The organism is Arthrobacter sp. JB02-1C (assembly GCF_057748045.1).
The window spans coordinates 1,575,917-1,595,119 of sequence record NZ_CM173235.1 but is presented as its reverse complement, the minus strand read 5'-3'; the positions used below and the strand labels follow the sequence as shown (position 1 = coordinate 1,595,119).

The 19,203-nt window shown below is 69.7% G+C and carries 16 protein-coding genes and 1 pseudogene; 8 read left to right on the top strand and 9 right to left on the bottom strand.

Features of this window, described 5'->3' with window-relative positions; all coding sequences use genetic code 11:
• Positions 1-83: 83 nt before the first annotated feature.
• Positions 84-692 (bottom strand): annotated as a pseudogene (gene yczE, locus AC3ANP_RS07520) (membrane protein YczE); the annotation flags it as partial.
• Between the two features lie 61 nt (positions 693-753).
• Between yczE and yczR the strand changes: the two are divergent.
• Positions 754-2,292 carry a MocR-like transcription factor YczR gene (yczR, locus tag AC3ANP_RS07515; protein ID WP_488332694.1) on the top strand — a complete coding sequence of 513 codons (1,539 nt, stop codon included), beginning with the start codon at positions 754-756 and terminating at the stop codon, positions 2,290-2,292.
• Positions 2,293-2,505: 213 nt separating this feature from the next.
• On the opposite strand, the gene AC3ANP_RS07510 is transcribed toward yczR, so the two are convergent.
• Both AC3ANP_RS07510 and AC3ANP_RS07505 read right to left on the bottom strand, forming a co-directional pair.
• A complete protein-coding gene (locus AC3ANP_RS07510) occupies positions 2,506-3,198 on the bottom strand; it encodes an SRPBCC family protein (protein ID WP_488332693.1) in 693 nt (230 codons plus the stop codon).
• Positions 3,191-3,904 (bottom strand): ArsR/SmtB family transcription factor, encoded by a 714-nt coding sequence (locus AC3ANP_RS07505; RefSeq protein WP_488332692.1) that lies wholly within the window; start codon positions 3,902-3,904, stop codon positions 3,191-3,193. Before AC3ANP_RS07505 ends, AC3ANP_RS07510 begins: the two co-directional genes overlap by 8 nt.
• A 262-nt stretch (positions 3,905-4,166) precedes the next feature.
• On the opposite strand from AC3ANP_RS07505, the gene AC3ANP_RS07500 reads away from it, so the two are divergent.
• Both AC3ANP_RS07500 and AC3ANP_RS07495 read left to right on the top strand, forming a co-directional pair.
• A complete protein-coding gene (locus AC3ANP_RS07500; RefSeq protein WP_488332997.1) occupies positions 4,167-5,159 on the top strand; it encodes a pseudouridine synthase in 993 nt (330 codons plus the stop codon).
• A 45-nt stretch (positions 5,160-5,204) separates the two neighbouring features.
• Positions 5,205-5,837 carry a DedA family protein gene (locus AC3ANP_RS07495; RefSeq protein ID WP_488332691.1) on the top strand — a complete coding sequence of 211 codons (633 nt, stop codon included), beginning with the start codon at positions 5,205-5,207 and terminating at the stop codon, positions 5,835-5,837.
• 22 nt (positions 5,838-5,859) lie between these two features.
• On the opposite strand, the gene AC3ANP_RS07490 is transcribed toward AC3ANP_RS07495, so the two are convergent.
• The 3 genes from AC3ANP_RS07490 to AC3ANP_RS07480 form a co-directional block, all read right to left on the bottom strand.
• On the bottom strand, positions 5,860-6,165 hold the full coding sequence (locus AC3ANP_RS07490; RefSeq protein ID WP_488332690.1) for a hypothetical protein: 306 nt from the start codon (positions 6,163-6,165) through the stop codon (positions 5,860-5,862).
• Positions 6,166-6,197: 32 nt separating this feature from the next.
• Positions 6,198-9,071, bottom strand: a complete 2,874-nt coding sequence (ppc, locus tag AC3ANP_RS07485) for a phosphoenolpyruvate carboxylase (RefSeq protein WP_488332689.1) — start codon at positions 9,069-9,071, stop codon at positions 6,198-6,200.
• A 159-nt stretch (positions 9,072-9,230) separates the two neighbouring features.
• Entirely contained in the window at positions 9,231-9,911 is a 681-nt protein-coding gene (locus tag AC3ANP_RS07480) for an NADPH-dependent F420 reductase (RefSeq protein ID WP_488332688.1), read from the bottom strand.
• 166 nt (positions 9,912-10,077) lie between these two features.
• On the opposite strand from AC3ANP_RS07480, the gene AC3ANP_RS07475 reads away from it, so the two are divergent.
• Positions 10,078-10,929, top strand: coding sequence for a DUF1684 domain-containing protein (locus AC3ANP_RS07475; RefSeq protein ID WP_488332687.1), 852 nt, complete (start codon positions 10,078-10,080; stop codon positions 10,927-10,929).
• Here AC3ANP_RS07475 and AC3ANP_RS07470 read toward each other — a convergent pair.
• Positions 10,926-12,113 (bottom strand): acyl-CoA dehydrogenase family protein, encoded by a 1,188-nt coding sequence (locus AC3ANP_RS07470; protein ID WP_488332686.1) that lies wholly within the window; start codon positions 12,111-12,113, stop codon positions 10,926-10,928. The two genes, AC3ANP_RS07475 and AC3ANP_RS07470, sit on opposite strands and share 4 nt — an antisense overlap.
• Complete coding sequence (locus AC3ANP_RS07465; protein WP_488332685.1) at positions 12,110-12,931, bottom strand: SDR family NAD(P)-dependent oxidoreductase; 822 nt, start codon at positions 12,929-12,931, stop codon at positions 12,110-12,112. Before AC3ANP_RS07465 ends, AC3ANP_RS07470 begins: the two co-directional genes overlap by 4 nt.
• A 155-nt stretch (positions 12,932-13,086) precedes the next feature.
• Between AC3ANP_RS07465 and AC3ANP_RS07460 the strand changes: the two genes are divergently transcribed.
• From AC3ANP_RS07460 to AC3ANP_RS07445, 4 genes are all read left to right on the top strand, one after another.
• Positions 13,087-14,415: a glycoside hydrolase family 76 protein gene (locus AC3ANP_RS07460; RefSeq protein ID WP_488332684.1), complete on the top strand. Its 1,329-nt coding sequence runs from the start codon at positions 13,087-13,089 to the stop codon at positions 14,413-14,415.
• A 166-nt stretch (positions 14,416-14,581) separates the two neighbouring features.
• Positions 14,582-15,634: an iron ABC transporter substrate-binding protein gene (locus AC3ANP_RS07455; RefSeq protein WP_488332683.1), complete on the top strand. Its 1,053-nt coding sequence runs from the start codon at positions 14,582-14,584 to the stop codon at positions 15,632-15,634.
• A 3-nt stretch (positions 15,635-15,637) separates the two neighbouring features.
• A complete protein-coding gene (locus AC3ANP_RS07450) occupies positions 15,638-17,230 on the top strand; it encodes an ABC transporter permease (RefSeq protein WP_488332682.1) in 1,593 nt (530 codons plus the stop codon).
• On the top strand, positions 17,227-18,411 hold the full coding sequence (locus AC3ANP_RS07445; RefSeq protein WP_488332681.1) for an ABC transporter ATP-binding protein: 1,185 nt from the start codon (positions 17,227-17,229) through the stop codon (positions 18,409-18,411). Before AC3ANP_RS07450 ends, AC3ANP_RS07445 begins: the two co-directional genes overlap by 4 nt.
• Before the next feature lie 32 nt (positions 18,412-18,443).
• On the opposite strand, the gene AC3ANP_RS07440 is transcribed toward AC3ANP_RS07445, so the two are convergent.
• Complete coding sequence (locus tag AC3ANP_RS07440; RefSeq protein WP_488332680.1) at positions 18,444-19,106, bottom strand: dihydrofolate reductase family protein; 663 nt, start codon at positions 19,104-19,106, stop codon at positions 18,444-18,446.
• Between the last annotated feature and the right edge of the window lie 97 nt (positions 19,107-19,203).

The following is a 19,203-nucleotide window of genomic DNA, read 5'->3' as shown; positions in this document are numbered from 1 at the left end:
GACGTCCCGGCCACGGTCCAACTGCCGTCCCCCGGCTGCTGTGGAACCTGCTGCTGCGGAACCTGCTGCTGCGGAACCTGCTGCTGCGGAACGGCGGCGGCCTCTGCACCCGCTCGCTCTGGGACGGTGAAGTGCGGCAGCATCAGCTGCACCAACGGGCCAATGGCGAGCGCGTACAGCACGGTCCCCACGCCCACCGAGCCGCCCAGCAGCCAGCCGGCGGCCAGCACCACCACCTCGATGCTGGTCCTGGTGGCCCGCACCGGCCAGCCGGTCAGCCGCGACAGCCCGGTCATCAGCCCGTCGCGGGCCCCCGGCCCGAGCCGCGCCCCGATATACATCGCCGAGGCCACGCCGTTGAGCAGGACCGCGCCGATCAGGAGCCCGATCTGGCCGCCCAGGTGCTCGAAACGCGGGATCAGTGCCAGTCCGACGTCGGCAAACACCCCCACCAGCACGGCGTTGCACAAGGTGCCGATCCCGGGCCACTGCCGGAGCGGGATCCAAAGCAGCAGGACCAGGAAGCTGACGCCAATCACCACGGTGCCCAGGCTGAACCCGGTCCTGCCCGCGAGGCCCTGGTGGAAGACGTCCCACGGCGCCGTGCCGAGGCTAGCCCGGATAACCATGGCCAGCGAGACCCCGTAAAGGGCCAGGCCGATCAGGAGCTGGAGAAGGCGACGCGTCATCATGACCACCATCCTCCCCGACTGCTGGCCTTGTAATCCATAGCCAGTTTGAAATACTGGCTTTATGCCCGGTTCCCTGAGCCCGATCGCCCTGGTGCGGCTGCTGGGCGGCTGGAACGTCGGCGCTTCGCCCGCCTACCGCGAGTTGGCCGACGTCGTGCGCCTGCTCATCCTCGACGGGCGCGTGGCACTGGACATGGCGATGCCCAGTGAGCGGTCGCTGGCGGCGGCGCTTGGCCTCAGCCGCACCACGGTGACCGCAGCCTACTCCCTGCTGCGCGAACAGGGCTTTCTCAGCAGCGGCCAGGGCAGCCGGAGCCGCAGCTGCATCCCCGGCCACGGCCCGAAGCTCAGCCGGCGCAAGGACGGCCCCCGGCTCAGCGGCGCTCCCGGGCTTGCGGTTCCGGACGGCGTGCTCGACCTGGCCTACGCCTCACTGCCGGCAAGCGGCGAGGTGGTGCACCGCGCCTTCGCCGCCGCGCTCACGGAATTGCCCGCCCTGCTGCCCGGCTTCGGTTACGACGCGCTGGGCGTCGAGCCACTCCGGGAGGCGATCGCGGCCCGCTACATGGCGGCCGGCGCGCCCACCACGGCCGCGCAGATCCTGGTCACCTCCGGGGCGCAGCACGCCCTGAATATCGTGCTCCGCACGCTCGCCGGACGCTCCGAAAAGGTCCTCGTGGAACACCCGAGCTATCCGAACGCCCTCGACGCGATCCGGGCCGCGGGCTGCCGCCTGGTGACGGTCGCCATGCCCGCGGCTGCTCCCGGCGGGCCTGGCGGGACCGGCCGCGGCCAGACCGGCCGCGCGCAGCCAGGCCGCGCGCAGCCAGGCTGGGACCTTGAGGCAATGGCGGCCGTGCTGGCGCAGCAGCGGCCCGCGATGGCCTACGTGGTGCCGGACTTCCACAACCCCACCGGCCGGCTGCTGCCCGATTCCCAGCGGCGCCGCCTTGTCAGGGCGGCAGCTGCAGCCGGCACCGTGCTGGTCGTGGACGAGACGCTGCGGGAGCTGAACCTCGACGGCGCGCCCTCGACGCCGATGGCCGTGTTCAGCCCGGCGGTGGTGTCCCTCGGATCGCTCAGCAAGTCGCACTGGGCGGGGCTCCGGACGGGCTGGATCCGTGCCAGCGAGCCGCTGATCCGGCGCTTCGCTGCCGCCCGCACCACCCTGGACCTGGGTGGCCCGGTGGTCGAGCAGCTCGCCGCCGCGCACCTGGTCAACGACCTCGCCGAACCACTGCCGGATCGGCTTGCGGCGCTGCGCGAAAACCGTGATGTGCTGTTGGACTTGCTCGGCAGGCACCTTCCCGGCTGGGAACCGGAGCGCCCCGGCGGCGGCCTTTCGGTCTGGTGCCGCCTTCCGGGGCCGATCAGCACCGGGCTTGCCGCGCTCGCGCCGGACTTCGGCATCCGGTTGGCCGCGGGCCCAAGGTTCGGCAACGGGGGCGCCTTTGAACACTACCTACGCGTTCCCTTCACCCTGCCGCCGGAGCAGCTGGAAACCGCGGTGTTGGCCCTGCGCGCAGCCCAGGACAGGCTGGACGGTGCCCCGCAGCTGCGCCGGAGCCTTCCTGCCCCGCCCGCCGCCGCCATCGCCTGATCAGTCCCCCGCACTTCCCTGCCGCAGCCCCCGCCGCGTCCCACGCAGCGTCCCCTCGCGTCCCCTCGGCATCGCCGCCCGTTTCGACGGTTCCCTGCGCACTCGACGCTTGGAACCATCGAGTACGCAGGGAACCGTCGAAACGGCCCAGCGTGGGCTGGGGCGTGGACGCGGGAGACCGACTACGACGGCGCAACGTGGGTTGGGGCGTGCTTAGGCGTAGAGCTTGCCGAAGAAGGCACCCCATGCCGCCGCCGTCGCGTCGGTGTCCCCGCGGCCGCTGAAGTCGTGCACCGTCATCCCCACCGGCGCCCCGAACGCGTTGCGCCCGAAGAAGCGGTACAGCGCGTCCGCCGTGCGCAGCCCGAGAAAGTGCTCATTGACGAAGTCCAGCTGGCCGGAAAGGGTTCCGACGCCGTCGACGTCGAGCTCCACCGCGTCTCCCTGCGCCGCGCCGGCCACGCCGAGGGAGGCCTTCAGCCGGTCAAAACCGTCCGGGGATTGCGACGCCGCAGGGGCCTGAATGTCGGTGAAGACGACCGGCCTGCCGTCAAAGTACTCGAGATACTGGCCCAGGGTGTGTAGGTAGAAGGCCGTGTGCCTGCTGGCGCCGTCGTACTGCTCGTCCCAGTTGTCGGTAAAGATGCCGCTGTGCACGTAGTGCAGTCGGGAGCGGCCGTGGTCAAGCGGTTCCAGCACGTGTTCCAGCTGGTTGAACCAGCCGTCCGGGCCTTCCATCCTGGTCACCAGGTGCACCGGGCGTTCCTCCACGGTCCTGGTCGCCGGCCACTGGTCGGTGGGAAACATCCAGGCCGGGGTACCTGCGGTGACGGCTTCCCAGACGCGTTCCGGCGTCCCGGGCAGGTCCGTGTCGTAAATGATCTCGAATAGGCGCTGCTCAGTCATGGTCCTGGTCCTTCGGCTTTGCTGTGTTGGCTGGGATCTTGAGGGTGGGGTGGAGGGCGACGACGAGCCGGTGCCTGCGCCCCGCGCCCGAGGTGGCCGCAGCGTTTCGGCCGGCGGCCACGCCGGACGCCCCGCCGGACGTCCCGCTGGACGTCCCGCCGTCGTCGTGCGCCCTTCCGGCGGCACCGCCGTCGTGGTACTTGTCCACGAGCCGGGCGACGGCGAGTCCCAGGTCTTCCGCGAAGGCCGCCCGGTCCGCGGCAGAACGGAAAGTTATCTCGCCGTCAATGGCGAAGGTGGCGAGCTGCTTCCTGGCCGCGGCTGCGCCGGCGATCAGCTGGCCCAGCTCCTGGACCATCCGGCCGGCGAGCGCCAAAAGCCAGAACGCCGAGAACCGGTCCGAGAAGCGGTTGGGGTCGGGCGCCACGGAGGCCAGCGCAGAGGGGGAGATCAGGTACGAGGACGCGGTGGCCCGCAGGATGCGTTCGGTGACGTTGCCGCGGCGCCGCTCCTCGACGAGTTCGACCAGCCCGTGCCGCTCGAGGGCCTTGAGATGATAGTTCACCTGCTGCCGGGGCAGCCCCAGTTTTCCGGCCAGCCCGGTGGCGGACGCCGGCTCGGCCAGGTCGCGCAGGATCCTGGTCCGGATCGGGTCCAGCGAAGCCTCAGCCGCAGCGGGGTCCGCAATCACTTCGATCTCAACCATGCTTTCAGTCTGGGCACCGACAGTTTTTATTGTCAAGAACTTTTTTCTCGTCGGTCGCTCCGACGGTGTCCTGCCGGTTCGACGGTTCCCTGCCGGTTCGACGCTTGGAAACGTCTGGTGGGCGGGGAACCGTCGAAACGGCGGGTGGGCGGCGCGGGGCGGGTCGGGTGGGTGGGCGGCGCGGGGCGGGGCGCGGGGCGGCGCCGGGCGGGGACGCGGGCAGGCGGGGGCGGGACCGGGCCCGCCGTAGAATAGGGCGGTGATGCAATCTCCCCTGCCCGTGCGCGACGGCGTGAACGCCACCCGCCTGCGGCTGCCGGACGAGGGCCCGTGGGACACGGCGATGGACTACATGATGCACCGCTGGGGGCACCTTGACCCGCAGGGAATCGAGGACCGCTTCGACGCTGGGGAGATCGTCGGCGAGGCCGGCGTTCCGCTGGATCGCACTACTCCGCTGCGGCGCCATACCTTTATCTGGTACTACCGCTCGCTCCCGCCGGAGACCCGGATCCCGGTAGAGCTGAACATCCTGCACCAGGACGATCATCTTCTGGTCGTGGACAAGCCGCACTTCCTGCCCACTACTCCCGGCGGCACCTACATCCAGGAGTCGGCGCTGGTGCGGCTCCGGAACCAACTGGAACTGCCGGACCTGATCCCCATGCACCGCCTGGACCGCATGACGGCCGGGATTCTGCTCTTCTCCACCAATCCGGCAACCCGCGGGAAGTACCAGGTGCTTTTCGAAAAGCGGCAGGTCCAGAAGGAATATGAGTGTGTGTCAGCCGCGGAACCGGCAGCCGGCCACGCGGCCGTCGACTTCCCCGTCGTGGTGCGGAACCGGATGACCAAGTCCCGCAGCTACCTGCTCGCGGAGGTCATCGACGGCGAGGCCAACACGGAGACCCGGATCGAACGGCTGCGCACCTTCGCCGGGCCGGCCGGCACCGGACCCGCCAGCGGTGCAGCGGCCAGCGGTGCAGCGGCCGGCGGCACGGCTCCGGCCCGCGCACTGTACCGGCTGGAGCCGCACTCTGGAAAGACCCACCAACTGCGGGTGCACATGGCGTCGCTGGGCCTTGGAATCGTGAACGATGCCTTCTACCCGAAGCTGCTGGACAAGGCTCCGGACGACTACGCCCGGCCGCTGCAGTTGCTGGCCCGGGGCATCCGGTTCGTGGATCCCATCTCCGGCAACCCGGTGGAGTACCGGAGCCGGCTCGAACTGTCCGAGGCCCCGCTGACGAACTGACGCAGGTACGGCACGGCATCGCCGCGGATGGGGTAACTTGTGCCCATGGACCTGGCCAATGCGGACACCTGGGGAGCCGCGATCTATTTCTGGATCCTCCCCGCGGTCTTTGCCGACGCCATCTTCCCGCCGGTCCCCTCGGAAATGCTGGTCATTACCGGCGGTGCCCTGTCCGCTGACGGCCGGGCCAACATTTTCCTGGTGGCCCTGATCGCCGCTGTTGCCTCCTGGCTCGGGGACCTGGTGGTGTTCCAGCTGTTCAAGCGCCGACTCAGCCACGTCCTCGACCGCTGGAGCTGGGGCCGCAGGTTCCACAGCGGCGTGCACCTGGCCATCGCCAGGGCCGGGCGCTCGTCCACGTACGGCGGCATCATCGGGATCCGATTCGTCCCCGGCGGCCGGCTGGCAACCACGGCGGCGGCCGGGATTGCCAACGTGTCCACGCGCGGTTTCAGCCTGTGCGCGGCCCTGGGCGGGGCTCTTTGGGCGGCTTGGTCGGTTGCCCTCGGCTACGTCACCGGGTCCACCACGCGGCTGCCGTTCTGGGCGAGTTCGCTGATCGGCGTCGGGGTCGGCCTGGCCATCGGCGCCGCCGTGGGGGTGGTGGTTTCGCGCCGACGGGGCAACAGCTCCCCGGTCGCGGCTCCGGTCGATCCGGACGAGGAGCTGGACTTCTAGCGGCGCTGTTCCCGCGCCGCAGTTAGACGGGCGCCCAGCGGCCCCGGTTCCGGCGCAGCACCACGAGACTGCCGGTCACCGCCACCCGCTCGACGGCGTCACGCATCATGGCTGCCGATTCCCGCGCCTGGCTGTTCTCGGCGGCGTAGGCGGTGGCATCGACCAGGAAACGCAGGTTCAGTTGTGGGACCCCGCCGGCAAGCTCAAGCTGGTTCGCTTCCACGTGGTGCCGGGTTTCCAGCGCCTCGATGGCGGCAGCCATGACCGCTTCGGGCGGGTTTCCGGGCTTGAGGCCGGTGATTTTCAATCTGGTCTGGAACGACGGCATGGGTTCAAGCCTAGGCGAGCGGCCGGCTCTTCCTAGCCGGTGTTGCGCAGCCCGGCGGCGACGCCGTTGATGGTGATCAGCATGGCGCGTTGGAGCCGTTCGTCGATGCCGGCGTCGGGCTTGCCGTCCCCCGCGGCCTTCCCCGCCGCCCCCGCGGCCTTCCCCGCCGCCCCCGCGGCCTTCGCCGCCGCCTGCTCGGCGCGGACGCGGCGCAGCAGCTCGACCTGCAGGTAGCTGATGGGGTCCAGGTACTGGTCCCGGATTTCCAGGGAGCGTTTGAGCGTGGGCTGGGCGTCGAGCAGCAGGTCCTCCCCGGTGAGGGCCTGCACCTCTGCGACGGTCAGTTCGAACTCCGCGCGGATGGCATGGAAAACGTGGTGCAGCCCGGCCGGGACCAGGGTGGAAACGTAATAGCCGGCGATGTCCATGTCTGTCTTGGCCAGGGTCATCTCGACGTTGGAAAGCACGGAACGGAAGAAGTGCCAGCCGTCCATCATCTCCTTGAGCTGGGCGGTGTGGCCTGCCTCCCGGGCGGCCCGCAGCCCGGAGCCCACGCCGAACCAGCCGGGCACGATCTGCCGCGACTGGGTCCAGCCGAACACCCACGGAATGGCCCGAAGGCCTTCGAGCCCCTCACCCGAATCCGGGCGCTTGGACGGCCTGGAGCCGATGTTCAGCGAGGCGAGCTGCTCCACCGGGGTGGACGCCTGGAAGTAGGCGGGCAGGTCCGGATCTTCGATCAGCGTCCGGTACCGGGCGAACGCCGCGTCGGAAACGGCCTCCATGACGTGGTCGTAGCGGAGCCGCTGGTCCTCCGAGGTGCGCGGCGCGCGGTGCAGCGCGGAACCCTGCAGCACGGCCGCGAGGGACAGTTCGAGGTTTTCGCGCGCCAGTTCCGGCAGCGAGTACTTGTCCGAAATTACTTCGCCCTGTTCGGTGAATTTGATCTCGCCCTCGAGCACGCCGTTGGGCTGGGCAAGGATCGCGTCGTACGTCGGGCCGCCGCCGCGCCCCACGGAACCGCCGCGGCCGTGGAAAAGGCGCACCCGGACGCCGTGCTTGGCGGCCACGTCGCGCAGTTTGCGCTGGGTCTTGTAAATCTCCCACTGGCTGGTCATCACCCCGGACTCTTTGTTCGAGTCCGAATAGCCGAGCATGATTTCCTGCACGTCCCCGCGCAGCCGGACCAGCTCACGGTAGGAGGCGTCGGAGAGCAGTCCGTCCATAATCTCGGCGGAAGCACGCAGTTCCTCCACCGTTTCCAGCAGCGGAGCGAAGCCGATCCGGGCGTAGGGAGCCGCGCCGTGGAGATTTACCAGACCGGCCTCGCGGGCCAGCACCGCGGCGGCCAGGACATCATCCGCGCCGCGGGTCATCGAGACAATGTACGTTTCGATCACGTCGGGGCCGTAGCTGCGCAGGGCCCGGCGGATCTCGCGGAAGACGTCGTACGTGCCGTCCGCCGCGCCGTCGAGCTTAATCGGGTGGCCGGAGAGCGGCCGGCGGGAGGCAAGCTCCGCGCCGAGCACCTCCAGCCGCTCGGCCCGGCTCAGCTCGGCGTACCGGACGCCGGGGCCGCCGAGCCGGTCCATCAGCTGCCCGACGGCGTCATGGTGCCGGGCGGCGTGTTCGCGGATGTCCAGCGTGGCCAGGTGCAGGCCGAAGGCGGCGATCGCACGCCGGGCCCGGGCCAGGGCGCCGTCGGCGGCGAGGCCTGCCGCGTGGTTCCGCAGGGACGCCTCCAGCAGGCCCAGCTCGGCCAGGAGCTCGGCGGTGGCGGCGTAGTCGCGTCCCGGTTCGTGGGCCGAGCCGGCGGCGATCCGGCGGCCGGTGTTGAGCAGCTTGGCCTTTATGCAGGTGAGCTTGAGCCGGTACGGCTCCTGCGCGTTGAGCTCCAGGACGCGGGGGTCCAGCCCGGGGAGCATGCGCAGATCCACGTCGATCGAATCCAGCAGGGCCCGGTCGGCGGCCGCCAGCGCCGTGGAGTTCGACAGAATGGAAATGAGCCCGTCGATCAGGCCGACCCCGATCCGCACCGCGCGCTGGTTCTGCAGCTGCAGGATTTCGCGGGTCACGGCCGCCGTGACGTTGGGGTTGCCGTCCCGGTCCCCGCCGATCCACGAGCCGAACCGGAGCGGCGCCTTGGCGGCGGGGAGGGTGACGCCGTGCTGGCCGAGGAGGTCGGACAGGTCCGAGAGCATCTCCGGCATGGCATCGGTGAGGATCCCGGTGAGGTAGTAGATCGCGTTCCGCGCCTCATCCACCGGGGTGGGCCGGACCTGGCGCAGCTCGTCGGTCTGCCACATCTGGTCGATCACCTCGGCCAGCTGCCGGTCCTGGCGGCGGCGCGCCGAGGTGCCTTCCCGGGTGGGCTCGGCGAGCACGTCGGAGAGCCGGCGGATCTTGTCCAGCACGGACCGCCGGGAAGCCTCGGTCGGGTGCGCGGTGAAGACCGGCCGCACGTCCAGCTCATCCACGACCTGCTGCAGCTCTGCCGGGCCGGCCTGCTCCACGATGTCCTGCACGGCCTTCGCCAGCCAGCCGTCCTTTTCGTTCCGGGTACGCAGTCCGCGGACCCGGTGGACCTGCTCGGCGGCGTTGGCCAGATGGAAGTAGAACGCGAAGGCCCGGACCAGGTCGGTCGCCTGTTCCAGCGGCAGCGAGCCCAGCAGCTCTCGGACCTGGGCGACGACGTCGTACGAACTCCACGGGCCGGTGGCGTCGGCGCCGCCCCGGGCGGCCTCCTTGGATTCCTTGGTCAGCAGCCGGACCTGTTCCACCGAGGCGAGAAGTTCGGGACCGTGCTGGCGGACCAGTGATTCGCCGAGGAGGGTGGAGACCCTGCGGACATCGGCACGCAGTTCGGAGGCAAGATCAGGACCGGAAGGCACTGCAGCGTCAGCCATGGAAAACAAATCTTTCGCGGTGAGACGGGGCTCGTACACTGCACTGGATACTGTGAGCCGGGTTACTGGTACCCCTCGGATGTTACCCGGCCCGCCGTCGCGCCGGGAACCCGGGCCGCCGAAAACCCGTCCCGGATGCTGGCCGATCCGGCCGGCGGCTCAGCGGGCAATCTTGAAATTGAAGTCCGCGTTGCCGAAGGCGGCCCAGAGCCGCAGCCAGATCGGCAGCAGCATTTCCGGACCGCGGGCCGTGGTGATGTCGCCCAGATCGATGACGTCGCGGTGCCCCAGTTCAGCCAGCAGGCCCGCCACCATGGTCTTGGCGGCCCCGTCGTTGCCGGAGAGGAACACCGAGTGGTCGCCGCCGGCCACGCTCGCCGGCTCCACCATCAGCCGGGCGTTCATCGTGTTCAGCGTTTTCACCACCCGCGCCTCCGGGAAGGCCCGCTGGATCTGCTCCGCGAGGCTGTCGGTGTTGACCGGGTTCAGCGACGGCGGCATCCCGCGGGAGGCGTCCAGCGGGTTCGCGACGTCAATCAGCACCTTGCCGCCGAGGTTTTCGGCTCCGGCAGCGGTCAGCGCCGCCAGCGAGGCGCCGCCGTTGGTGGCGTTCACGATCACCCCGCCCCAGGCAGCAGCCTCGGCGTAGGTGGCGACGGCGATCCCGGCGTGCTCCGCGTGCCATTGCGGGAACGGCGTCCCGCCCATCGGCCCGGGCTCGGTCCTGGCCAGCGTCGCCTGCGGGTCCCTGGTGCCGACGGCGACGTCATGGCCCAGCCCGGCGAAGGCGGCGGCAAGCGTGGGGCCAACCATTCCGGTACCGAAAACTGCAATCTTCATGGTGTTGCCTCCGGTTTCCCGCGGCCTGGGACTGCGTCCGGCACCCCGGCCCGCGCGTGTGCCCGACGGTACCAGCCGGTCCTGCCGCCAGCAATGGCCGGGCAGGAATTCGCGCTGCCGGGCTGCGGTTGTATGTTTGGCGACACGTCACCGTTTGGGAGGAACCATGAACAGCCTGCAGTCCGATCCCGCGGCGCAGCTTGCCCGCTGGCAGCGCTTCCGGAAACACCGCAACGAGGCCCTGGCGGTCAGGCACGGCTGGCTCACCTTGACGTCCTTCCAGTGGCTGGCCGACCGGCCGTCCGCCCTCGACCTGGTTCCCGGGCTGTGGTCCACTGACGGCACGACGGCGTTCCTCACCGCTGCCGCGGCCGACGGGCTGACGCTGGTGGACACCGGCGAGCCGGTCGACGGGACCATCAGCGCGGTCCTGGCCGATGAGGAGTCCCTGATGTGGGTGCAGTTCGGAGGGCCGGAGGGCCGGCAGGTGGTCGTGGAGCTCGCCGTGCGGGCCGACAAGTATGCCATCCGGACCCGGGACTCGGCCTCGCCCGTGTTGACCGGCTTCGACGGGGTGCCCACCTTCGACTACCGGCCCGACCTGGTGCTGGAGGCCCGGTTCACGCCGTACCCGGAACCGGTGGACGTACCGATCGGGACCGCCAACCCGCTGGTTGACGGGGTGCACCGTTCGGTCGGCGAGCTCGTCTTCCGGCTGCCCGGGCAGACCCACGAGTGCCGGCTGCAGGCCGAGGAGGAAAAGCTCGGCGCCCTGACCGTGACGTTCCACGACGAGACCAACGGGGATTCGACGGACGAATGGCGCAAGGTCTCAACGGCGCGGCCGCGCCAGGACTCCCTCGGAAACCGCAGCGTGGTGCTGGATTTCAACCGCGCCATCAACTACCCCAGCGCCTTCACCCCGTACGGCACCTGCCCCATGCCGGTGAAAAACAACAGCCTGGACTACCGGATCGAGGCCGGCGAAAAGCGGCCCTTCCCGGCGTCGGAGGCCTAGACGATCGCCGACATGCCGGTCACCGCGCGGCCCGCTATCAACGTGTTGATCTCATACGATCCCTCGTACGTGTAGATCGCCTCCGCGTCGGCGAAGATTTTGGCCATCGCGAAGTCGGTGACGATCCCGTTGCCGCCCAGCAGGGACCGGCCGGCCGCCACGGTCTCGCGCATCCGGGCGCTGACGTAAGACTTCGCGAGCGCCACCTGCGGCATCTCCGCGCCGCCCCGGTCCTGCAACTGCGCCAGCCGGGCCATCATGCCCATGCTGGCCACCGCGTTGCCAAGCATCCCCACCAGCTGCTGCTGGACCAGCTGGAACGCGGCCAGTGGGCGGCCGAACTGCTGGCGTTCGAGGACGTACTGCCGGGCGACGTCGAACGCGGCCAGCTGCTGCCCGACGCCCTGCCAGGCGACCATCATCCGCGAGCCGCGCAGCAGTTCGTTGGTGTCCTCGAAGCTGTCGATTCCGGCGAACCGGTCCGCTTCGGCCACGGCCACGTCGGTGAACACAATGTCGGCGTTCTGCACGGTGCGCAGCGCAATTTTGTTTTCAATCCTGCTGCGGGCCACGCCGGGCAGGGTGGCGTCGACAATGAAGCCGCGGATCGCACCGTCGTCCGCATCCCGTGCCCAAACCAGCAGGTAGTCGCAAAAGGTGCCGTTGCCGATCCAGCGCTTCGCGCCGTTGAGCACCCAGTGGTCCGGCGCGCCGGCGCCCCGGACCCGGCGCGCCGTGGTTTCCATGCCGCCGGCAACGTCGGAGCCGTGCAGCGGCTCGGTCAGCGCAAAAGCCCCGGTGATCCGCAGCTGCTCGGCGTCCGCCAGCAAGCGGTCCCGCTGTTCCGGGGAACCGAAGCCGTACAGGGATTCCACGAAGAGGTCGTGGTGGACCAGGAAGAACGTCGCCAGCGACGTGTCCGCCCGGGTCATCTCGGCGATGACGAGGCCGGCGAAGAGGTTGCTGTAACCGTGCTGCGCCGGGGCGCTGAGCTGCAGTGCCGCCAGCCGGGGCAGGATGTGCGCCGGGAATTCAGCATCGTTCCACCACTGGGCCGCGAACGGCGCCACCTCGGCGGCCAGGAACTCCCGGAGCTCGGCCAGCTTCGCCTGTTCCCCGTCGCTGAGCAGCGCCTCGAAGTCGAAGAAGTCGGCGGCGGGCAGGCCGGCCGCCGGAGCGGTCACTTCGGTCCCATCCGGATGGCGCCGTCGAGCCGGATGGTCTCTCCGTTGAGCATCGCGTTGTCCACGATGTGCGCGACCAGGTTCGCGTACTCCGCCGGCCGGCCCAACCGGGACGGGTGCGGGACCTGCTGCCCCAGCGAATCCTGGGCCTCCTGCGGCAGTCCCGCCATCATGGGTGTTTCGAAAATTCCGGGCGCGATCGTGACCACCCGGATCAGCGAGCGGGCCAGCTCCCGGGCAATCGGCAGCGTCATCGCGGCGACAGCGCCCTTGGAGGCGGCGTAGGCCGGTTGGCCGATCTGTCCGTCGAAGGCGGCCACCGAGGCGGTGTTGATGATGACCCCGCGCTCCGGTCCGCCCAGTTCCGTCGCCGCAGGCTCGGTGCCGGCCATCGCGGCGGCGGCCAGCCGGATGACGTTGAAGGTTCCGACCAGGTTGATCTGGATGACCCGGCTGAAGGCCTCCAGCGGGAGCACGCCGTCGCGGCCCAGGACCTTTCCCGGGGTGCCGACGCCGGCGCAGTTCACCACGATCCGCAACGGCCCGAGTTCCGTGGCCGCGGCGACGGCGGCCTGCACCTGCTCCTCGTTGGTGACGTCCGCGGGGACGAAGACTGCCCGGGCCGGCGCCACTGCGTCGCGCGCCGCGCCGTCCGGACGCTGCTGTCCGTTCAGCTCGGCGGCAAACGCCGCCCCTGCCGGGCCCGGCAGGTCGACCAGCACCACGGAGGCGCCGGCGCCGAAGAGCCGGCGGGCCGTCGCGGCCCCCAGCCCGGAGGCGCCGCCGGTGACCAGTGCGACAGTACCCAAGACGTCCATGCATCCTCCTTGATGTGGAACCTTCCTCCGGCCGTGGACGCGCGCGCACCACCCCTCGGGAGCATTAGTTAGTGCATGTTAACTGGAATGCGGACATTGCGCACCCCGGGGCCCGGATTCCGGGCCGCAGCGGCCTCCGCCAGTAGGCTGTGACCATGACCGCAGCAGCTGCCCATTCCCCCGTCCCGAACTGGGCCTTTCGTGCCGATGAGGCCGCACGTTCGGTGACCCGGCTGTTCGGCCAGCGGCTCTTCTTCCTCCCGAACACCCACCTCGCCGCTGTCGCCCGCCCGGCCGCCGGGTTCAAGGACCTGACCCGGCCGTGGCACTACTGGTGGCAGGCGCATTACCTGGACTGCCTGGTGGACACCGGGCGCCGCGAACTCGGCGGCGGGGGCCACACGCCGGCAAAGTTCGACGGCGACAACCTGCCCAGCGCCGGACGGCTCGCCTCCCGGCTGCTCACCGGCATCCGGCTGCGGAATTTGCTGACCGTCGTCAACAACTACTACGACGACATGGCGTGGCTTGCCCTGGCCACCGCGCGGCTGGCGAAGCTGGCCGAAGATTCCCGCAAAACCTCCGGCCGGCACCGGAACGCACGGATCCTGAAGACACTCACCCTCCAGTTCCACGCGGCCTCGACCGAGGACCTGGGCGGCGGCACCTTCTGGAACACAAAACGGGACTTCAAGAACACGGCGGCCACCGGGCCGGTCGCGTTGTACTTTGCCCGGACCGGAGAAACGGCCAGGGCGCAGGCACTGCTCGACTGGCTGGACGCCACGCTCTACGACCCGGAGCAGGGCTTGTACCGGGACGGTGTGCGTGCCGCACCCGAGGGCGGGACCTTCCTTGAGGAGGCCATCTACACGTACAACCAGGGACCGGTCCTGGGTGCCCTGCTGACCCTGGGCGGTGCCCCGAACCTGGAACGCGCCGCCGCCCTGGTCGCGGCCATTGCCGCCGGGCTGACCGTCCCGGCCCCGCTGCTGGGGCGCAAGACCACCGTGCTTCGTTCCGAGGGAACCGGCGACGGCGGCCTGTTCACCGGCATCCTGGTCCGCTACCTGGCCCTCGCGGCCGCCGACGAGCGGCTCAGCGCGGAAACCCGGGCGACCGCGGCGCTGCTGGTCACCGACACCGCCGAAGCGTTCTGGGAGGGGCGCCGGGTGGTGGGAGCGCAGGAGCCGCTGGCGTGGAAGGGCACCCGGCTGATCTTTTCGTCCCGTCCCGAGCTCCCGGCCCGCCGGACCTACCCGGCCGGCTCCATCGTCGACCTGTCCACCCAGCTGCAGGGCTGGATGGTCCTGGAGGCTGCCGCCTCCATCGCGGGCAAGCTGCCCGCCGTCGTCGATACGGCCGGCAAGCTGCCCGCCGTCGTCGATACGGCCCAAACCGGCCCCGAAACAGCGGATGCCGCGGCGGCAGTGCCGGGGGAACAGGACCCTGCGGCGGCCCCGGACTCGCAGGCGTCGAATTAAGTCACACGCGAGTGTCCTAATTCGTGTGATCCTGCTCACTTAAGCCGCTTTCGGCTTGGATGCTTAGGTTTGGCTAACCTACAGTTTTGCGTAGTGAGCATGCCCTAACTCCTTGACTCACGGGGGGCCGGGCACCGACGACCTTTTCCTTGCAGAAAGTAGCCTGATGAAGATCCGCACGAACGCGCTGGCTGGCATTGCCCTCGCCGCGACTGCAGCACTCGGCCTCGCAGCCTGTGGCTCCGGGACCCCGGCTTCCGGCGGCAGCACCGCCGCCGACGGAAAGCCGACCGGCGAAATTACCGTCTACAACGCCCAGCACGACAGCCTGACCAAAGAATGGGTGGACGCTTTTACGGCGGAAACCGGCATCAAGGTCACCGTGCGCCAAGGCTCGGACACGGAGATGTCCAACCAGATCGTCCAGGAAGGGGCGGCCTCCCCCGCCGATGTCTTCCTGACCGAGAACTCCCCCGCCATGGCCCAGGTTGAAAACGCCGGCCTCTTCGCGGACGTGGACAAGGCCACGGTCGACCAGGTACCCGCCGACTTCCGCCCCTCCACCAACAAGTGGACCGGCATCGCCGCCCGCTCCACCGTCCTCGTGTACGACAAGAACAAGGTCAGCGCCGACAAGCTGCCCAAGTCGATGCTTGACCTGGCCAACCCGGAGTGGAAGGGCAAGTGGGCCGCTTCCCCGTCCGGCGCGGACTTCCAGGCGATCATCTCGGCGCTGCTCGAGCTCAAGGGTGAGGCCTCCGCCCAGGCGTGGCTGAAGGGCATGAAGGAGAACTTCAAGCCCTATAAGGGCAACAGCGCGGCCATGAAGGCCGTGAACGCCGGCGAGGTGGACGCCGCCCTGATCTACCACTACTACTACTACGGCGACCAGGCGAAGACGGGCGAGAACTCCAAGAACGTCACGCCGTACTACTTCAAGAACCAGGACCCCGGGGCGTTCGTCTCGGTTTCCGGGGGCGGCGTGCTGAAGTCCTCGAAGAACGCGGCAGCGGCCCAGGCCTTCCTGAAGTTCATCACCGGGAAGAAGGGCCAGGAGGTGCTGCAGAAGGGAACCTCGTTCGAGTACGCCGTCGGTTCCAACGTGCCTTCCAATGACAAGCTGGTTCCGCTGACGGACCTGCAGGCACCCAAGGTCGACCCTGCCAAGCTCAACTCTGCCAAGGTCACCGAACTGATGACCCAGGCAGGGCTGCTCTAGGCAGTGACCAAAACACTGGCGGCTTCCGGCACCACCGGGAGCACGACGGCCGCGGGCCGGGGCACACGCCCCCGCCCGCCTTTCGGCGTCTCAGTGGTGGCCATCCTGGCCGTCCTGATCGCCCTGTTTTCGCTGGTCCCGCTCGGCTACGTCGCCTTCATGACGGTTGCCACCGGCTGGGACACCGCGGTCAGCCTGATCGTCCGGCCCCGGGTGGGTGAGCTGCTGCTCAACACCGTGCTGCTGATGCTGATCACCGTTCCGCTGTGCCTGGTCCTGGGCGTGGGCGGTGCATGGCTGGTGGAGCGCACCGACCTCAAGGGCCACAAGTGGTGGGCCGTGCTGCTGGCCGCCCCGCTGGCCATCCCGGCCTTCGTCAACAGCTACGGCTGGGTTTCCGCGATTCCGTCCCTGGGCGGGCTCTGGTCCGGGGTGCTGATCGCGACGCTGTCCTACTTCCCGCTCGTCTATATCCCTGCGGCGGCCACGCTGAGCCGGTTGGATCCGGCGATCGAGCAGTCCGCCGCCTCGCTGGGCCTCGGCGCCTGGCGCGCCTTCTTCCGCGTGGTGCTGCCGCAGTTGCGGATCGCGATGACCGGCGGCGCGCTGCTGGTTTCGCTGCACCTGCTCGCCGAGTACGGCGCCTTCGCGATGATCCGCTTCGACACCTTCACCACGGCGATCATGGTCCAGTACCAGTCCACCTTCAACGGGACGGCCGGAAACATGCTGGCCAGCGTGCTGGTGTTCTTCTGCCTGATCCTGCTCGTGGTGGAGGCCCGCGGCCGCGGCACGGCCCGGTACGCCCGGGTGGGCTCCGGCGCCCAGGCCCGCGCGCTCCGGCTGCCGCTGCACGCCTACCAATGGCCGGCCCAGCTGTCGCTGCTCGCCCTCACCGCGCTGGCCTTCGGGCTGCCGTTGACCTTCGTGCTGCGCTGGATTTATGCCGGCGGAGCCGACATCTGGGCGGCCGGCGAGTTCCTCCCGGCGCTGCTGCAGACCCTCGGTTACGGCCTGGCCGGGGCCGCGGCGACGACCGTGGTCGCTTTTCCGATGGCCTACCTCGCCGTGCGCCGGCCCAGTTCGTTCAGCAAGCTGCTGGAACTCTCCAACTACGTCACCAGTTCCCTGCCCGGGATCGTCGTCGGCCTGGCCTTCGTGACGGTCAGTATCCGGATGGTGCCGGCGCTGTACCAGACCACCGGCCTGCTGGTGGCCGCATACATTTTGCTCTTCCTGCCCCGGGCGCTGGTCAACATCAGGTCCGGGCTCTCGCAGGCTCCCAAGGAACTCGACGAGGCCGCGCAGGCCCTCGGCAAACCTCCGTTGCTGGCCTTCATCCGGGTCACCCTACGGCTCACCGCACCCGCCGCCGCAGGCGGCGCGGCGCTGGTGTTCCTCGGGATCGTCAATGAGTTGACGGCCACCCTGCTGCTCTCACCGAACGGGACACGCACCCTGGCCACCGAGTTCTGGAGCAAGAGCAGCGAGATCGACTACGCCGGCGCGGCACCCTACGCCCTGCTGATGATCCTGATCTCGGCGCCGATGACCTATCTCCTCTTCCAGCAGTCCAAGAAAGCAGCGGGTCAGTGACCGAACAACATCCCTCCCGGCTTCCGGCACCCCGGATCGCGGCCTCCGTCGCGCCCAGCACCAACAGCCACCTGAACATCGACGCGGTGACCAAGAACTTCGGTACCCAGGCCGTCCTCAAAGGCGTCAACCTGGCCGTCGCCAAGGGCGGAACCACCGCGATCGTAGGGCCCTCCGGGTCGGGAAAGACCACCCTGCTCCGGCTGATCGCCGGCTTCGAGCACCCGGACACCGGCAGCATCGCGCTGAACGGGAAGAAGGTCGCAGGCGACGGGCTCTGGGTCCCGGCGCACAAGCGGCAGGTCGGCTATGTGGCCCAGGACGGCGCCCTGTTCCCGCACCTGACAGTCGGCCAGAACATCGCCTTCGGGCTCGACGCCGGCAAACTCCCCGGCGGCCACCGCGGCGCCAAGTCGCGGGTGGCCGAACTGCTGGAGATGGTTGCGCTGGACCCGGCCATGGCCAAGCGGCGGCCCCACCAGCTCTCCGGCGGCCAGCAGCAGCGTGTGGCCCTCGCGCGCGCCCTGGCCCGCGAGCCGGAATTGATGCTGCTGGACGAACCGTTCTCCGCGCTCGACGCCGGGCTCCGCGTCGCCACGCGCCGCACCGTCGGCAAAGTGCTCCACGACGCCGGCGTAACCACCATCCTGGTCACCCACGACCAGGCCGAGGCACTGTCCTTCGCGGACCAGGTGGCCGTGATGCGCGGCGGCAAGCTCGCCCAGATCGGCAACCCGTTCGTGGTCTACACCCGCCCGGCGGACCGGGCCACCGCGGAGTTCCTCGGCGACGCGGTCATCCTCGACGCCTGGATGGAGGGTTCGCTGGCGACCTGCTCGCTGGGCGGCATCCCGGTCCGGCGCCCGCCCGCGCAGGGCCGCGTGCAGATCATGCTGCGGCCCGAGCAGATCCGGATCGCCGAGGACGGGCCGATCCGCGGCACCGTGGTGGACACGGACTACTTCGGCCCGGAAACCACCGTCCGGCTGCAGCTGCCGATCCCTCCGGTCCTCGCCGAGGGGGCCGTGCCCGACCACCGGTACCCGGGTGGCGGCGAGATCATCACCATCCGGCACTGGAACGCGTCCATCGCCCGGCCGGGCACCGAACTGACCCTGCGCGTGGTGGGTGAGGCCGTGGCCTTCCCGATGGAGGACGGTTCCGCCGGAACTGCCGGCTGACGTTAGGCGGGCCGGCGTTAGGCGGCCCGGCGCTAGGCGGACCGGGTGTGCCGCGAGAAGGTCAAGTGGGTGATCCCGCTGGGTGAGGGCGCTGCCTCGATGCGGAAGCGCTCCTCGAGTCCTTCGAGGCTGTCCCACAGCCGTTCACCGCGGCCCAGAACGATCGGGACCAGGGCAATGTGCATTTGGTCGATCAGGTCGGCCTCGAGAAACTGGCGGACGGTGCTGACACCGCCGCCGATCCGCACGTCGAGGCCGCCCGCAAGGGCGCGCGCCTGTTCGAGGGCATCGCCCGGTTCGGCGTCCATGAAGTGGAAGGTGGTGCCGCCGTCCATGGTCAGGGTCGGACGCGGGTGGTGGGTGAGGACGATCACCGGGGTGTGGAAGGGCGGGTTGTCGCCCCACCAGCCCTGCCACTCCTCATCGGCCCACGGGCCCCGCTGAGGTCCGAACTTGTTGCGGCCCATGATCTCGACGCCGATGCCGGCGGCCCAGCCGCTGGCGAAAGTTTCGTCGATTCCGCGGGATCCCTCATCCTCGCCCCGGAATCCCATCTGCTGGAAGGTACGCGTGGGGAACGCCCACTCCATCAGGCGCGTCCCGGCGTGTCCGAACGGCGCCTCGAGCCGCTGCCCCTCGCCCGTACCGAAGCCGTCGAGGGAGACAGAAAAGTTATGTACGCGGACGAGTGACATCGGGCTCCTTAGCTGGCGGTCAGGTTGGCGCGGCGATCCGCAAAACGGACAACCTCAACTGCCCGCAGTTGCCGCCCCGTCCGCACGGTAGCGCAGC